Here is a 17,664-nt window from a genome sequence, read left to right as displayed (position 1 = left end):
ACAGAGAACGCGCATTAAAAGCAATTAACCCTTATGATCATCTTCATATTAAAGAAATCGATAATACAAGACGCTATTCCAAATCAGCGCTTAACGATAATACGACTTCAAACATGAACAATACGGATAATGTTGATCCAATAAAAAGCGCCAATCCGCTAGGAGAAATCGGTGATATGTCGGAAGTATTAGGGCAAGAACACACAAAGTGGGCATTGCAAGTTGCTGCAGCTGGCGGACACCACGTTATGATGATTGGACCTCCAGGATCTGGTAAAACTATGTTGGCATCTAGAATGCCAAGCATAATGTGTCCACTAAACGAGCAAGAACAGCTTGAAGTGGCATCTATTAGGTCACTTTGCGGAACACTACCATACTATGGAATAACAGATGTTCCGCCTTTTGAAGCACCTCATCATACATCTTCTGCAGCATCACTTATAGGAGGAGGCGCAGGTCTAGCCAAGCCTGGAATAATAACTCGTGCGCATTGTGGAGTCTTGTTTATGGATGAAGCTCCAGAATTCTCACCAAGAGTTTTGCAAACGCTTAGAGAACCATTGGAATCTGGTCATATAGCTGTTTCTAGATCTAAAGGAACAACATTATATCCTGCTAAATTCCAACTTGTTATCGCAGCAAATCCATGCCCATGTGGATACGCATATGGCAATGGCGAACGATGTACATGCAAAGAGAAGGAACGAATACGTTATTTTTCTAGACTTTCTGGACCAATTCTAGACAGGATTGATATTCAAATGGATGTTCCACCTGTAGAAAAAATTATTACTTCAAAAGCGCAATTAGAACATGGATCTAGTCAAATGTCAGAAAAAATTCTAACTAGTGCAATGATGCGAGAAAACGTAAAAAACGCAAGGCTGGTTGCTCAAAATCGTTTTAGAAAACTCGGCTGGAGTTGTAACGCTCAAGCGTCTGGAACGTGGCTTAGAAAATACACATCTAAATACGCTATTGAGTTGATTAATAAATCACTTGAAAACCACAAGTTGAGTTTACGCGGAGCAGATCGAGCTTTAAGGCTTGCATGGACTTTGGCTGATCTTTATGGGCACACTTCTCCAGATTTAACTGACATGGCTCAGGCAATTAGTTTAAGGACCAGAATATGAACAGTATTAGTAGCATAAATGGCAATAACAATACTTACAGAATAGATAACGATACTTTATCGCGCGCAATACTCACATTTTGTATTGATGGCGCAGACGCAATAATGTACACGCTTGTAATAGGGTCAGTAAACGCTGGCAGTATTGTGGAAGTACTTCACCTTATTTGCGAATCTATAAGTGAATCTATTGGTAAAACAAAAAACAAGCAACTAGAGTTAGATCTGCAAAATAGCTGCTGTCAAGATGATTTTTACATAGACGGATCTTTAGAAAATCAGACTAAATCGAATTTAAATGATTTAGAAAATGATGGAAAAATTCTTAATATTATAAAAAATCACTCGAAGGTTTCTGTTTTAGAAGAATATTTTCTAAAAGGTCTTAAAATATGGGGAAGCAATAATGATGACAATAAAATTGCTATTAACAATTTTGATATATTACACAAATCCATTAAAAAATGGTGTTTAAGACTAAAACAATTGCCTTCTTGGGATTCAAATCAACTTAAAAGATGGTTTAGTTCTAACGGAACGCAATGGATTATTTCACCAAACAGTAAATATTGGCCAAAACAGCTACAAGATTTAGCAACCCAATGCCAAGTAGCTCCCCCATTGTGTTTGTGGGGAATTGGAGATCCAAACGCACTTATTCAATGTAAGCAACCACTTGCAATTGTTGGCTCTAGAGGTTGCAATGACTACGGATACGAGCTTAGCTTTACATTCGCTAAATCGTGCGCTAAAAAGGGTCACACAGTTATTTCTGGCGGAGCTTATGGTATTGACGCTGCAGCTCATTGGGGAACCTTGGATGCTTTAGACTCTCATGCAGCAAATGTTAATCCTGTTGGCAAAACAATTGTTGTTTTTGCTGGAGGTTTGAACAAAATGGGACCTTCAAGCAACGCTCAACTTTTTGATGCGATTCTTTCTAGCGGCGGAGCATGTATTAGCGAATTATGCCCAGACACTACTCCTGTTGCACGTAGATTCTTACTAAGAAATCGCCTTATTGCGGCTATTGCCAGCAAGGTAATAGTATCTCAAGCACGATTACGATCTGGAGCTTTAAACACAGCAAACTGGGCGAATAGCTTAAATCGCGAGATTTATTCTGTTCCAGGAGATGTAACATCACCGAGTAATGCTGGATGCAATATGCTTATTCACGATGGGAAAGCTATGATGATATGTTCACAAAATGATATAGATAGTATCTACCCTAATTCACACCATTATTTGCCACACTCTTTAAGCAATAACAATATTATTCCAAATACGTGTAATGATTTTCAAAGAATTATATTGAAAGCAATTCAAGAGTGTAAGAGCAAAAAAATATGCGCAAACATTGACAATATACACGCAATCATGCTTCATACAAACTCAAATAATGATTTTTCAATATCTAAGATTTCTGGAGAAATAGCAATTCTTGAATTAAATGAAATAGTCAAAAACCAAAATGGTGTTTTTAGTTTAAATAGGAAAAATCTTAAATAAAAAGCAGAAAATATGAGAAAATAAATGTTATGCAGTCAAACTTGAGTCAGCAAAAAGAAAATACTACTACAGTTAAAGAAAAAACTGTGCAAATACAAGTAGAGCAATCATCATACGATGCTGTGATTATCGGCGCAGGAGCAGCAGGACTTTCTGCAGCACTGGGATTAGTGAAATCTGAAGAATATAAAACGCTAAAATCTCAAGGAAAACAGCCTAAAATATTAGTGATTTGCAAGCTTCAAGCGTTAAGGTCTCATACAGGTTCTGCAGAAGGCGGAATAGCAGCATCATTAGGAAACATAGAAAAAGATTGCTGGCAATGGCACTATTACGACACCGTACACGGTGGAGACTGGTTAAGCGATCAAGATGCAGCAAAAATGCTAGCAAAAGAAGCTAGAGATACAGTTATTGAACTAGAACACTTTGGAGTTGCCTTTTCTAGAACAGAAGATGGTCATATTAATCAAAGATTTTTTGGTGGGCATACTGCCAACTTCGGCCAGCAGCCAATTAGACGAGCTGCGTACGCTGCAGACAGGATTGGACACCAAATTCTATACAGTCTATGGCAAAAATGCATAGAAGAAAATATTAAAATCGAAGAAGATGTTTATGTAACAGATATTGCTATAAACCACAAATCCAATAGCGCAGAGGGCATAATCGCGCTAAACGAAAAAAGTGGAAAAGTAGAAAAAATATGTGCAAGAAATGTTCTTATAGCAACTGGCGGAGCTGGAAGACTATTTTCAACAACATCTAATTCCTGGGATTTAACTGGGGACGGAATGTCTTTAGCACTAAACGCAGGATTGCAACTAGAAGACATAGAGTTCATACAATTCCATCCGACTGGTCTGGCTCATACTGGAATATTGCTTTCTGAAGCAGCTCGAGGAGAAGGCGGAGTTCTTAGGAATTGCAAGAATGAAGCATTTATGAAAAACTACGATGATACGCATGCGGATTTAGCTCCAAGAGATGTAGTAAGCAGGTCGATTGTATCAGAAATAGATGCTTTAAGAGGTGTTGAAGATACTACTAGCAACATTGATAGAAAAGATTGCGTATGGCTAGATATGACTCATATAGAAAAGCAACATATGCTAGAAGCTCTTCCACAGGTTGTAGAAACTATTGAAAAATACGCTCATCTTGATCCATCAAAAGATCTTATACCTATTAGGCCTACAGCGCATTACACAATGGGTGGAATACCCATATCACTTAACGGGCAGGTTTATAAACTGATTAATAATAAAAAACAGAGAATAATTGGATTATATGCTGCAGGAGAATGCGCATGCTCGGGAGTACATGGAGCTAATCGCCTTGGCGGAAACTCTCTTCTTGATGCATGCTTGTTCGGAAAACTAGCTGGTAAGTCTATTGCAAAAGAATTACAAGAACAAACTCAGGAAAAAAGTCAAGAAAAACACGAGGAGCATACATTAGATACATCAAAAAATGTATACGATAACACTCCTAATACTTTTGAAAATCTAGACAAATTATCAGAAAATCGTGTACAAAAGATAATCAATCTTATTCAAAATACAAGCACATCTAGCAACACAACAAACCCATATAATCTGCTAGAAAAACTAGAAAATATTATGGAAAATGCTGCAGCAGTTAGATGCAGTAAAAATACCCTTAAAGATGCTTTGCAAAAAATCGATACGATTATTATTCCTCAAGCTAAAATTCTTGTTTTACATTCACAAAATCTTGTTTTTAATCAAGAGCTAATCGCTATTTGGGAATTACAAAACATGATTACGCTTGCAAAATCGGTTCTGAAAGCATCACTTGCAAGACATGAATCTCGTGGAGCATTCACAAGATTGGACTATCCAGAACATAATAACAATCAAAATCCGCAACATTCTATAGTGGATTCAAGCGGAGAAGTGCAAAATATTCCAGTAATAATTGTCGATTTTGACCCAAACAAGCCTATTAATAATCAAAATAGGGACGAAATTAACAAAATTATGACAAAAATAGATTAATTTTCAACACGCCGAAGCAAAGAGTCAAAAAAAATGTTATAGTTCTATCTGTTGTCTAAAACACCCGTCCGGGTGGCGGAATGGTAGACGCGCTAGCTTGAGGTGCTAGTGCCTATTTGTACAGGCGTGCGGGTTCAAGTCCCGCTCCGGACACGGAATGAAGTCTTGCTGAGAAATCAGCAAGACTTCTCTGTTTATTCACCACTACATGTCCTCTAGTATCAACTAGAAAAACCATATTAAACTATTGCAGCAAACTATCTAATCACATAATTCCAAGGGTCGAAAGCTCTACCAATCCAAGAAACATCCAACGATTCACCAAAATTCTTGTATATAGAATCGTGAATATCTTGCACAGCATACTTAAACCACAACGACTCAATGGCACTATGTGGAGTGTTTATAAGCATGGGCTTAATAATATTAGAGTTTGCTAATTGCGATTCATAAATAGCTTGCTCGTACGCGTCCGTTGCAGGATGATGCCTTAAATCACTTGTTACATACACATCTGCTCCGCGAGCGCGAACTTCATCAAATAAAGAATCACCTGAACCTGGAAGAACAGCTATTTTGCTAACTATAGCATTAATATCTCCACACACTTGAACACCTAGCTTAGTAGTAGGCAAAGCGTTAAAAACGCGCATAGCAAACTCTTTAAGTGTGATTTTTTGTTCAAGCACTCCAACTCTGCCAAGGCCAAGAGAAGTGTCGTTATTGCTTGCTGGAACAAGAGGGTGTAAATCCTTAAGACCAAAAGCGCTAGCAGCAGCAGCTGCAACTCCTCTAAAAGCAGCATCAGCATTAGTGTGACCAACCCACAAGCCACAATGATTTTCAATAAGTGTCTGAACTATTTTTCCGCGAACAGAAAGACCAGAAACCTCATGAACTGACCTAAAGAATAAAGGATGGTGAGAAACAATCAAATCAGCACCCATTTTGCACGATTCTTCAACAGCTTCTAAAGTTGGATCAGATAAACAAACTATCTTATTTACCTTATCCGTAGGGTTTCCAACAATTAGTCCAGGATTATCCCAAGATTCAGCAAGATTTAGAGGATACAAGTCTTCTAAAACCCTAACAACATCAACTAAAGTTGCCATATTCTACACCTTTACAATAAACCTACAATAAACCTATAGTTGTCTTTACAATAACTCTCACAAATAAAATCAGTGAGCAGCAAGCTGCCAGTCAGCTCCCAATCCAGTAGACACATTAAGCGGAACGTCTAGCTCAACAGTATGCTCCATAGCATTTTTGACGATATTTTCTACAATATCTGCTTCACCATGTGCTATTTCGAGAACAAGTTCATCGTGAATTTGCAAAATCACACGACTTTTTACTTTAGCTTCGCGCAAATCCTTATCTACTTGAATCATTGCAAGCTTCATAATATCTGCAGCACTTCCTTGTATAGGAGCATTTAAAGCTGCTCGCTCTGCAGCCTCACGAGATGCCCTATTCGTGGAATTTAGCTTAGGGAAATACCTTCTACGACCAAACATCGTTTGAGTATATCCAAGCTTTCTAGCTTTATCTACTAAAGACTCTAAATAGTCATGCACGCCACCAAAAGTATTGAAATACTTTTCTTTAAGGACTTCTGCAGCAGCAGGACTAATAGAAAGCTGTTTTGCTAAACCATAAGTACTCAGCCCATATGCCAATCCGTAACTCATTGCTTTAACATGCGATCTCTGATCTGAGCTAACTTGTTCAACTGGAATCTTATAAACCAAGCTTGCTACAAACTTATGAAAATCAACACCAGACTTAAAAGCTTTAATAAGTGTTTCATCTGCAGAAGCATGAGCCATAATTCTAAGCTCCACTTGAGAATAATCACAACTCATAAGCTGATCGTATTGATTTCCTGGAATAAAAGCAGCTCTAATTTCCCTACCAACCACATTCCTATTCGGTATATTTTGCAAATTTGGGTCCGAAGAACTTAAACGCCCAGTAGCTGCAATAGTTTGTTCAAAAGTGGTATGAATCCTGCCATCTTCATATCTTGCAGAATCAATAAGACTCTGTACAATCTGCTTTAACTTGTTTGTCTCACGATGTTTTAGCAAAGCCCCCAAGAATTGACTAGCTTTTTCATCCGGATCAATTTTTGCATATAATTCTTGCAATGCTTCTGCATTAGTAGTATAAGATCCACTTTTCGTTCTTCTTGTAGGCTTTAAACCCATATCCTCGAACAGCAATTGTTGAAGCTGCTTAGGGCTTTGCAAATTTATCGGCTTGTTCGCCACATCCAAAGCCATTTTTTGGGCAAATTGAGCTTCTGCCGCAAAATTATCTCTCATAGATACAAGCCTGCTCATATCTACGGCAGCACCTGCATCTTCCATGCCTCTTAGCACCCTGGAAACAGGCATTTCAACATCGACCATTAATCCTGTTTGTTTACGCTCATCTAATTTTATAGCATATTGTTTTGCCAACAATCTTATTGTTACAGCCGTTTCCAAAATATGCTTTTCTTGCTTTTTACGCTTATCCTCTTCTTGATTTAAATCTTCAGGATTATCACTATCTTCTAAAACAAAATCAAGCTCCCCTTGCGCAGGATCTTCATTAGACTTTTCACTTTCTACATGAATATTTAGAACATGTTCCGCCATATCTTCAATATTTTCATTGCGAAAATCTGGTTCTATCAAGTAAGATGCTAAACGAGTGTCAAGTAATGGATTAAAAGAGTAATTATTATCTATAATTTTCAGCGATTTAAGAAGAGCTATATGTTTTTTGTAGTCGTGCAAAACAATTGAAGATTCATGCATTTTTATGAAATCTTTTAGCTTGTTGCAGATTTTATTACAATCTTCGCTAGAATCCCCATTAAGCACATCTGAATATACTATTGCAGCATTATTTTGCGATAGCATTACTAGCGCATCTGCATAAATACCGAATTTGCTGCTATTGTTTGGTTTTTGCAATGCATATATAACTAGTTCTTTGTGATCTTTAATAGTTTTTGCACACTCTAAATCATTTCTTATAAGATTTAAAGAAGGTTTTTCTTGAGACTCAAGTAATTCAAACAAATCTACGGTTGCTTTAGATTTATATTCCGTATTCTCTTTAACTAATTCTGATGATCCGTTTGACTCACTTTTCTCAATACATGGTGAAACGAGATTAATCCAATTATCTAAATCAGATTCTGAATAAATTTTATGAATATTTATTTTATCTACTATAGTCTTGAAATCCTCTAAATCATCCGAATTATCAGACTCTGTAGAACTAACATCATTACCAGCATGAACACTTCCAGCAGAAATCATCATCTTGATGTTCTCTTCTAAAAGCTCTTTGCTTCCACGCGTAAATTCTTTTAAAATCTTCCTTCTACTGCGAGCCCCAAATTCAAGTCTTTCAAACAATTCGCCAACTGACACGGCATCAACATTGCCAAATTCAAGATCATTAATACTAACACCAAGATCTAAATCTTTAACAAGAGTATTTACCTTCTTATTTAGACGAATCTGATCTATGCTTTCTCGCAAAGACTCACCTTTTTTGCCAGTCACCTGATCCGCGTGTTCTATAATGCCTTCTAATCCACCGAATTGATTAATCCACTTTGCTGCATAACCATCGCCTACTCCAGGAACACCTGGAATATTATCGGAAGTTTCTCCTCTAAGCGCTGCTAAATCTGAATATTGTTTAGGCGTAACATTATATTTTTCAATAATCGCGTCAGTATCCATTTGCTTTAAATCTTTGAAATGCCTACCTGGATACAAAACATTTATATATTCATCAATAAGCTGGAATGCATCACGATCTCCAGAAAGAACAAGAGTCTTATATTTAGCTTTAGCGCCCATTGTGGCTAAGGTTGCAATAATATCGTCGCCTTCATAACCCTGTTTTGTAATATATTTAACACCTAACGCATTGAGCATTTCTTGTATAACAGGGAGTTGAGCTAGAAGCTCTTCTGGTGCAGCTTCTCGAGTTCCTTTATATTGCGGCAAAAGTTTATTCCTAAAAGTTCCGCCTTTAACGTCAAAAGCAACAGCAAGCTTATCTGGTTTTTCTTTTTCAATAACCTGAGAAAGCATTGTTGAAAAACCCCATATTGCATTGGTTGCAAAACCAGATTTTGTTGAAAAATTATCCGCAGATATTGCGTAAAAAGCACGAAACGCAAGTGAGTGGCCATCTACCACCAACAACGTTCCTTTTTCATCCTCATTATTCAAAGAATCCTCGTTTGCAACGATGCTGGCATTCACTTAACTACCCACCTGCGTTCTCGTAAAATAAATTTTTTATGAAATTATTTGCCATAACTGACACAACTATCAATTATGGCAACTACAAAATATTGTTTTTAAATACTGCTTTGAAATACCGTTTATGCTTCTGCAGATGGTTTTTCTTCACCATACTTAGCAATAATAGCCAAAGCAAGACGCTTCTTTGGAATACGCTGATCCATAGAAGTTTTTTGAATCCAACGGAAAGCACCCTGCTCCGAGAATCCAGCCTTGTCCATAAGCAAACCTTTTGCCCTGTCTACAAGCTTACGCTCTTCAAGAGTATCTTCAGCCTTCTTAAGCTTCTCTTCTGCTTTACGAAGCTGATCTTGCGCATCCTGTAGCTTATTTTCAGTACGCTCAACACTATCTAATAAATCGTTAATTTCACTAAACCTACCCATAGCTACTTCTAGAGCAGGCAAAAGTTTTGACTCCTCATACGGCTTTGTAACATAAGCCATAGCACCAGCGCCAGTAGCTCTTTTAACTAAATCAGATTGAGAAAAAGCAGTGAGCATAACAACTGGAGCAATATTCTCGTCACAAATAGTGGCAGCCGCTTGAATGCCATCTACTACTGGCATCTTAACGTCCATGCAAACAACATCTGGATGGAATTGACGAGTAAGATTAACCGCTTCTTCTCCATTAGCTGCTTGCCCTACAACCTTGTAGCCATTATCTTCCAACATTGCTACAAGATCCATACGGTTCACTGCCTCGTCTTCTGCAACTACAACAGTTTTTGCACCATTTTCTTTTTTGTTTTCACTATTATCATCGTCTTTTTTAGAACTAGACAACTCAGCCGCATCTCGCAACTCATCATCGGTAAGCACAACTGGCGACTTCCCCATCTCTTCATCGCTGGTTACAGCAGACATTTTACAACCTCATTTCTTACCCTAAAACACAAGGCAACAGCGCTATGTATTCCACTAACACACATTTTGCACACTCTAATACACGCCAGCTTTGCGGTCATTGCGTGAACCAGCATCATGCACATTTATTGCACAAACACTAAAAGCACACCGTGCGCGTTGCCATACAATTTTACTAGTACGCATGTATAAAATACATTATAAACCGCTTTTTAATGCGGTAAATCTAGCATGCAAATATTGACAATACAAAAGTCAAAGCACCAAGCATTGCTAAAGATACGCATATCGGAAAAGCATTAGCATAATTCCCACGCATAATCGCATATGTTAGCGAATACGCTTTTTTAATAAACATGCAGGTAATCAATAGTAACAAAACGCAGCAAACAATAAACACGCCCTGATTAAACAAGAAGCAATTTATTCTAAAAGCATTTTTATTCAATCTGGCTACATTCCAAATTATTGCCATAAACTTAACAAAAAATATATTAAGAAAAACATAAACGCATTGAAGAAGCGTAAACATAATTACAACAGAAACGAATATAATCCGCCCTATATTCTCCCCAACAATTGACATTGCTGTAAATTTTGCGTGTTTTGTATCGCTTTCTATATCTCTTAAATTGTTAATCATCATAAGACAAGCAGAGAATCCGCCTGGAATAATGGACAATAACACGCAAAATACAATTTGCGGAATGCTCGCTGTTGTTATTGATTCTTTAAGAAAACCACTTCCAAAACTAAGAGCACACAATGTCCCTAAAAATGCAACAGGTCCAAAGAATAGAAATGCGCTAAATTCTCCCCACCCTCTATATCCATATGGATGCGATCCTCCTGCATAAAACCACGCTCCCATAAGGCAAACTAGTCCAAGAAGAATAAATATCCAAATTCCGCTTCTAATAGTAATGATTAACCCAAAAATACATGATATTAAGGCAGATATGCAAACAGCATACAAAACTGATTTTGGCTTAATACCAGCATCAGCAAGTCTCCAAGACACATCACATAGTGCTTTGATTTTTGCGCTTACATCTCGCTTAGATCTTTGATCATCTAATCCGCGCAAACCATCACAATAATCATTCGCATAGTTCACTGAAATCTGCATAAAAGCAGCAACACCTATACACAATAGTGATTGAATAACAAAATTTTCAATATTATAAGGTTTTACAAGTATTTGACCACTGAATAAATATCTTGCAAAAATCGAAATCGCCATAATAACTGGCACTATTCCGATTGGAAGAGTATAAAGTCTTGCACCTTTAAGCCAAACCTTTAATTTATTCATCAAAAATCGCCTAGATTCTAGAATTTTTTAACTTATTCTAGATTAGTTTAGACTATTTCAAATAATTTGTGGAGCTAATATAGACACAACTATAGGCAAAGCAATCATAATCGCAGATATTACAATAAGAACAAGCCCACGCCATCCAAAAGTGTACTTTTTATAAGATGACTTACTAGTGCGCAAATAGAATCCACGTTCTTCTGCAGCCAAAGCACAACTATCGGCTTTACGAACAGACAAAACCAAAAGAGGCACAATCAAAGGCATCATAAGCTTAATCTTTTTAAAAGGATTCTTAGTATCGAACTCAACTCCTCTTGCCATTTGAGCCTCCGTAATCTGAGACATTTCGTACGCAAAAATAGGAACAAAACGCACAGCTGTAGTAATCGTAAAAACATAGCAGTAAGGAACATGTAGATATTGAACAACAGCATTAGCTAAATCGTTCAATTTTGTAATGCTAAGAACACTAACAAGAGGCAAAGCAAAACAGAATAGTCTCAAAGATGCTCTTGCAGCAACAGAAATTCCTCTTGATGTAAACCACAAGAACATATAATTTCCACCCTGAGCAATAATCGTTTGCAAAAAGAACATTACAACGCCGAGAATAAGCATTGCACGCACAAGAGGAAACAGAGTTTTAAGAATCCCGGCCATAGCCATAGCAACAAGAATCAATACTGCAATAGTTACAAGAACGCTAAATTGTTGAGCTATAAAAGCAGACACAACAACACTTATAGCTAATATAAGTTTTGCAATAGGATTTGCCTTGTGCAAGAAAGTTGAACCAGCATTATAAGTAAGAATCTTAGTTTGCATAAAAATCACCCATTTGTTTTACAAATTGCAGCTCTTTTTAAGAGCATTAACCAACATATCCCTCTTGTACAATCCTTTACACTTAGTAAAACCATTTTTAACTAAGCCTTGAGATACAGCGCACAAAAGAGGAGCGCATAAAGCAGCTTCATCGCAAATACTCTTATTCTCAAACACATGGCTTATGCTTCCGTCTTCAAGAATATGTCCATCGTTTACTACGATTAAGCGCGTTGCAAAATCAAGAACAACTTCCATATCATGACAAACCATTATCACGCAACAACCATGGTCTCTAAGGTCTTCTACAACTTGCATAATTCTCAAGCATTCCATGTAATCTAGTCCGCAAGTAGGCTCATCTAGCACAAGAATCTTAGGTTTAGTTACAACAGTTGCAGCCAATGCCACCATCTGACGCTGACCTCTAGAAAGCATAAAAGGGCTAGCATTAGGATCTAAATTAAGCTTTTCAATCACTTGCATAGCATGATTATTAGCTTCTTTAACAGACTCACCTAAAAGAATGCAACTAAACGCAACTTCTTCTAAAATAGTATCTTTACAAAGCTGACGATCTGGATTCTGGAAAAGAGTCGAAACATAGTGAGCAATTTGGCTTATTTTCATGTTGCTAGTATTTTTGCCATCAATAAAAATACTTCCACTACTCGGCTTAAGCAAACCGTTTATTAGCTTAGTAACAGTTGTTTTTCCAGCTCCATTTCTTCCAACAAGAGTTACAAGCTCCCCAGCGTAAGCTTCAAAAGACACGTTTTTTAAAGCACTAACGCCACTTGGATACGAAAAACTAACATTTTGCAAAGAAAGACATGGTGAAGCATTTTGTGCTAAGTTTTGCGATTCATTGGAAAAGTCGAAAGCAACCGCACATTTATCTTCATCACATTCACTATATGAATCATCATGTGAAACTAAAGAATTTCCACTATTAATCGTATTAACAATAGTATCTACTGTATCTTCTACCGATACAGGCAAATCGCTTTTAGCGCAAATATTCTCACTTTGTAAATCGTTAATAAGATGAGTTGTACGAGGATAATTTATTCCAATAGAATAAAGCAAATCCATATTTTTTAGCGCTTGCCCAACAGGCAAATCAAGCGACAAAGTGCCATTAGACAATACAACTAAACGCTTGCAATATTCGCTTAAAAGCGCCACTTTCTGCTCAATTACAACAACCGTTATTCCAAAATTCTTATTCAAATCTTTAAGAATCGAAAAAATCATTTTAGAAGATACAGGGTCCAAAGCGCACGTAGGCTCATCTAACACCATAACTTTAGGTTTTAGCGCAAGAATAGCAGCAATCGCAACTTTCTGCTTTTGGCCTCCAGAAAGAGTGTCTAAATCGCGGTTGCGCAAATCACTAATGCCAACAATTTGTAAAGCTTCATCGATTCGATTCGGTATTTCATTGTGCGCAACACCAAAGTTTTCTAGACCAAAAAGAATCTCATCTTCTACGTTTGCAGCCACCATTTGCGCATCAATATCTTGAATAACTGATCCAATTAAGCAGGCTATATTAGTTAAAGCAAGATTTTTAGTTTCTTGACCTGCAATCTTAACGATTCCAGAAAGTTCTCCAGAATAATGATGAGGAATAGCACCAGAGAAAATAGAGGCAAGAGTTGTTTTACCAGATCCAGATGGTCCAATAATTCCAACAAATTCGCCAGATTCAATACTAAGACTTATATTGTTCAAGGCAAAAGTGGAATCTTGTGCCTTTGCAGAGTCTAAAGAATCATCCTTATTATGATTCAAATATTTAAAAGATACTTCCCTAAGCTCAAGCAAAGACACAATAATTCCTAACTCTTAAAAACCCAACAATACTATGAACATTACTTATTGATTATTCTCTGGATTATATTCTCTGACGATTATATGACTTACTGAATATTATCCAACACAAATTCAAATACTTACTTGTGTAGAACGAGTCGAATTGGAGTGTAAAGAACCTCAACAACAACAGCATTAAACACAGCAGTACCCAAAATGATTGGAAGCATAACAAGAATCGTCTTAGGAGAATGAAGAACAAAGAAAGATGCAGTAGAGGCAAATATTAAACCAGAAACAACTGTAGTTATAAAAGTGGCTACAAGTGGGAAAATACTGAACTTTCTAGCAGCATCCTTAGGAAAAACGCGAACATAAGCCATAATCATCAAAGTCATAACAATTGCTGCTGGAATATCGCAAACATAATTAAGACCAGGAATCGATGCATTAAATTGCATCAAAGTCGCAGCCAAAGCACCAATAATCGCACCCTGAATAACATTTGGACGAACAAGCAAAATAGCAAGACAGAACGATGCGATTAAAAAGTTTGGTTTAATATTTCCAATTGAAAGCGCTTTTGCAACAGTAAAATCAAGAATACATCCTGCCGCAAAAAGAACAGCCACCAACACCAAAGACGTAATATCTAAAGCATGCTTTTTAATACTTACAGAATTAAGCATATTACCTGCATGTTCGTTAATTTCCTGATTCATAATCTTCTCCTTTATGTTTTGATAACCAAATTTCAATTATCAACTTTTGATATTTATTTATGTTTTGATATTTATTTACATTGATTTAAATTAATTTGTTTAATTATTTTTCAATTCTGATTTACTTGTGTAAAACGAGTCGAATTGGAGTGTAAAGAACTTCAACAACAACAGCATTAAACACAGCAGTACCCAAAATGATTGGAAGCATAACAAGAACAGTGTTTGGAGAGTGAAGAATAAAGAAAGATGCGATTGTTGCAAAAATCATTCCAGAAATAACAGTTGCAATAAAGGCAGAAATGAATGGGAAAACACTGAACTTTCTAGCGGCATCCTTAGGAAAAGCCTTTAAATAACCCATCAACATCAAAGTCATAATAATTGCTGCTGGAATATCGCAAGCGTACTCAAGACCAGGAATTGAAGTGTTAAATTGAATTAAAGTCGCAGCCAAAGCACCAATAATCGCGCCCTGAATAACGTTTGGACGAACAAGCAAAATAGACAAGCAGAACGATGCAATTACAAACTCTGGCTGAATATTTCCGATCGAAAGCGCTTTTGCAACAGTAAAATCAAGAATACATCCTGCCGCAAAAAGAACAGCCACCAACACCAAAGACGTAATATCTAAAGCATGCTTTTTAACATTTACACCTTTAAGTAAATCCGCAGCCTGATTAACACTAGATTCAGCAGAAGTAAACGAGGTTTCCTGCTTAGTTTCATTAATTTCCTGAGCCATGATTTTCTCCTTTTATTTAGATTCTTATATTGCTTGTTTTAAACAATTTTTTAATTGTTTTTTATGTTTATAGATTTGTTTTAGATTTTCTAGATTTGTTTTAGACGTAAGATTAATCCAAATAGATTTGGCTTTCCGGAGATATAAAAAAGACCTCCAGGTTTACCCTAGAGGTCTTTTACAAGCCTAAAACATGCAGCTTCTAAAACTTTAGAGTAAACTACGCCAAAGAGAAGTCTGCCACCACCACATACGAGCAGCATCAAAAGTATCGCGAGCTTGAGCATTCATGTTACGCATGATAGCCGCCTCCCTAATACTTAGCTGCAAAGCTAAACGCTAATGTGGTCAGTCACAAATCCAAAATCGTAAATCGTAAAATTTACGATATCTGTTTGTGTTGTGTTTGATGCTAACACTATAAAAGTACAAATGCAAACAAAAATAAAAAATTAATGGAAAAATTTTATAAAATCTGAAACAATAGTCTTTAATCATCCCCGAAATTTCAAGCAAAACAACGCAAAACGCGCGAAGTAAAATATTACACAGCCAAACGTCATACACAAACGATATAGTCAAAGTCGGTTCGGGGTGCGTAAAAACGCTGAGATTACACCCGTTAAACCTGATCTAGGTAGTGCTAGCGAAGGGAAAATCATGGAAGAATTAAACGAATCAAATACAAATATAGATACAAGTTTTAGCGTTCGCGCAAGAAGACGAATGTTTCTAAATGACGTTAGATCATGCATAGAAAGAGTCAGAGCAAAGAAGCCACTAACTCATTGCATAACAAACAATATTGTTCAAGACATAACAGCAAATGCGCTACTTTCCGCAGGAGCTACACCAATAATGGTATGCGACCCAGATGAAGCCGCGTGCATCGCAAAAATAGCGTCAGGCGTTCTAGTAAACGTTGGAACATTCGAAGAGATAAAAGGCAAAGCCATACGCAAAGCCATAGAAACATGCGAAGAAACGCAAACTCCGTGGGTACTGGACCCAGTTGGAGTTGGAGTAGACGCATTAACCACTAGAACAAAATTTGTAAGAGAAATCGTAAAACAAAACCCAACAGTAATACGAGCAAACGCAAGCGAAATATTAGCTTTAGCTGGCCAAAGCAGTCAGATGAAAGGCGTAGATGCGCAAGACCCAGTAAACTCCGCGCTAGAAGCCGCCAAAAAACTGGCAAAAGAATACGGATCTGTAGTATCTATATCTGGAGAAAAAGACGCGGTATACGGTCACGGATGCCTAGTGCGAATAACTGGCGGACACAAGGCTATGACAAAAGTTGTAGGAACTGGGTGCGCTCTTGGAGCATTAGTGGCGGCATATGTGGGTGCAAACCCAGAGCGCCCAGTAGCAGCAACAGTAGCTGCACACGTGCACGCTGCAGCAGCTGGAACGTTTGCAGCGAGACAAACAACCGCACCAGGAACATTCAGAACACTGTGGATCGATGCGCTGCAAACATTAAGCGTAAACAACATGTTTGAACTAACAAACATTGAGTTCAGCATAGAACCAACAGATTGGACACTTTACCTAGTAACAGATCCACGTATGGGAAACCGTAGCGAAGAGCAAGTTGCAGTAGAATCCATAGATGGCGGAGTGACAGTAGTTCAATTGCGAGATAAATACTCCAACGATACTGAAATATCAGAAAAAGCCATAAAGTTACGCAAAACACTTATAAAAGCAAAACATGGAGATATACCGATTTTCATAGACGATCACGTTGATTGCGCAGCAAAACTGGGATTCAACCTGCATATTGGTCAAAAAGACACGCCTTTTGTTACAGCACGTAAATCAATGCCAGCCGAATGGATGATTGGACTTTCTTGCGCAAGAGTAGACCTAATGGAAAAAGCATATAAAGAGTGCAAAGAGAACGATACTCCACTTCCTGATGTTATAGGAATCGGAGCTGCATTTGCCACAAACACTAAGGCGCATGATGTTCCGCCTCTTGGAATTGAAGGCGTAAATGAGGTAGCAAAAGTAGCACACAGTATGGGCGTAAAAACTCTAGCGATTGGTGGAATCCACGAAAACACCGTTTTCCCAATCAAAGACCTAAGCATTGATGGAGTATGCACTGTGTCTGCACTCATGTGCGCTGAAGATCCTAAAAAAGTAGCAAGCGATCTTAAAAGCGTAATAACTCGCTAAAGTATGCATCAAAGTCACAAAAATTGACTAATAGCATATACTTTCAATCCCTAGCAACGTGTATACTTTCACGAGTTGCGGGCTTGTAGCTCAGTGGATAGAGCGTCTGCCTCCGGAGCAGAAGGCCGTGGGTTCGAATCCCATCAAGCCCACATTTTGTGTTAGTATTAAG

At 37.5% G+C, this 17,664-nt stretch carries 11 protein-coding genes, 2 tRNA genes, 1 pseudogene and 1 riboswitch; of the genes and pseudogenes, 6 read left to right on the top strand and 8 right to left on the bottom strand.

Annotation, left to right across the window (positions count from 1 at the left end; all coding sequences use genetic code 11):
• Positions 1 to 158: 158 nt before the first annotated feature.
• The 4 genes and pseudogenes from ABVC65_RS06560 to ABVC65_RS04105 form a co-directional block, all read left to right on the top strand.
• Positions 159 to 1,139, top strand: a pseudogene (locus tag ABVC65_RS06560) (YifB family Mg chelatase-like AAA ATPase); the annotation flags it as partial.
• Positions 1,136 to 2,650 carry a DNA-processing protein DprA gene (gene dprA, locus ABVC65_RS04115; RefSeq protein WP_353582655.1) on the top strand — a complete coding sequence of 505 codons (1,515 nt, stop codon included), beginning with the start codon at positions 1,136 to 1,138 and terminating at the stop codon, positions 2,648 to 2,650. The pseudogene ABVC65_RS06560 and the gene dprA, both read left to right, overlap by 4 nt.
• Before the next feature lie 29 nt (positions 2,651 to 2,679).
• On the top strand, positions 2,680 to 4,671 hold the full coding sequence (locus tag ABVC65_RS04110) for an FAD-binding protein (RefSeq protein WP_353582654.1): 1,992 nt from the start codon (positions 2,680 to 2,682) through the stop codon (positions 4,669 to 4,671).
• Positions 4,672 to 4,737: 66 nt separating this feature from the next.
• Positions 4,738 to 4,824, top strand: a tRNA-Leu gene (locus ABVC65_RS04105).
• Between the two features lie 104 nt (positions 4,825 to 4,928).
• On the opposite strand, the gene ABVC65_RS04100 is transcribed toward ABVC65_RS04105, so the two are convergent.
• The 8 genes from ABVC65_RS04100 to ABVC65_RS04065 form a co-directional block, all read right to left on the bottom strand.
• Positions 4,929 to 5,786: a Nif3-like dinuclear metal center hexameric protein gene (locus ABVC65_RS04100; protein ID WP_353582653.1), complete on the bottom strand. Its 858-nt coding sequence runs from the start codon at positions 5,784 to 5,786 to the stop codon at positions 4,929 to 4,931.
• Positions 5,787 to 5,855: 69 nt separating this feature from the next.
• Positions 5,856 to 8,957, bottom strand: a complete 3,102-nt coding sequence (gene polA, locus ABVC65_RS04095; protein ID WP_353582652.1) for a DNA polymerase I — start codon at positions 8,955 to 8,957, stop codon at positions 5,856 to 5,858.
• 122 nt (positions 8,958 to 9,079) lie between these two features.
• Positions 9,080 to 9,868 carry an ANTAR domain-containing response regulator gene (locus ABVC65_RS04090; RefSeq protein WP_004121892.1) on the bottom strand — a complete coding sequence of 263 codons (789 nt, stop codon included), beginning with the start codon at positions 9,866 to 9,868 and terminating at the stop codon, positions 9,080 to 9,082.
• 226 nt (positions 9,869 to 10,094) lie between these two features.
• The gene (menA, locus tag ABVC65_RS04085; RefSeq protein WP_353582651.1) at positions 10,095 to 11,183 is read right to left on the bottom strand and encodes a 1,4-dihydroxy-2-naphthoate octaprenyltransferase; all 1,089 of its coding nucleotides are present in this window, start codon (positions 11,181 to 11,183) and stop codon (positions 10,095 to 10,097) included.
• Positions 11,184 to 11,240: 57 nt separating this feature from the next.
• Entirely contained in the window at positions 11,241 to 12,014 is a 774-nt protein-coding gene (locus tag ABVC65_RS04080) for an energy-coupling factor transporter transmembrane component T family protein (protein WP_353582650.1), read from the bottom strand.
• 18 nt (positions 12,015 to 12,032) lie between these two features.
• Complete coding sequence (locus ABVC65_RS04075; protein ID WP_353582649.1) at positions 12,033 to 13,850, bottom strand: ABC transporter ATP-binding protein; 1,818 nt, start codon at positions 13,848 to 13,850, stop codon at positions 12,033 to 12,035.
• A 122-nt stretch (positions 13,851 to 13,972) separates the two neighbouring features.
• A complete protein-coding gene (locus ABVC65_RS04070) occupies positions 13,973 to 14,554 on the bottom strand; it encodes a tryptophan transporter (RefSeq protein ID WP_353582648.1) in 582 nt (193 codons plus the stop codon).
• Positions 14,555 to 14,675: 121 nt separating this feature from the next.
• Positions 14,676 to 15,302: a hypothetical protein gene (locus ABVC65_RS04065; RefSeq protein ID WP_004124918.1), complete on the bottom strand. Its 627-nt coding sequence runs from the start codon at positions 15,300 to 15,302 to the stop codon at positions 14,676 to 14,678.
• A gap of 580 nt (positions 15,303 to 15,882) precedes the next feature.
• A riboswitch (TPP riboswitch) is annotated at positions 15,883 to 15,975 on the top strand.
• Here ABVC65_RS04065 and thiM point away from each other — a divergent pair.
• Together thiM and ABVC65_RS04055 are read left to right on the top strand one after the other, a co-directional pair.
• Complete coding sequence (gene thiM, locus ABVC65_RS04060) at positions 15,963 to 17,492, top strand: hydroxyethylthiazole kinase (RefSeq protein WP_353582647.1); 1,530 nt, start codon at positions 15,963 to 15,965, stop codon at positions 17,490 to 17,492. (Overlaps the previous riboswitch by 13 nt.)
• A 79-nt stretch (positions 17,493 to 17,571) precedes the next feature.
• A tRNA-Arg gene (locus ABVC65_RS04055) sits at positions 17,572 to 17,644 on the top strand.
• Positions 17,645 to 17,664 lie beyond the last annotated feature (20 nt).

This window comes from Gardnerella vaginalis (genome assembly GCF_040427915.1).
Lineage (GTDB): Bacteria > Actinomycetota > Actinomycetes > Actinomycetales > Bifidobacteriaceae > Bifidobacterium > Bifidobacterium vaginale_C.
Note: the sequence above shows the minus strand (reverse complement) of the source record. Positions and strands in the feature narration are given on the sequence as shown.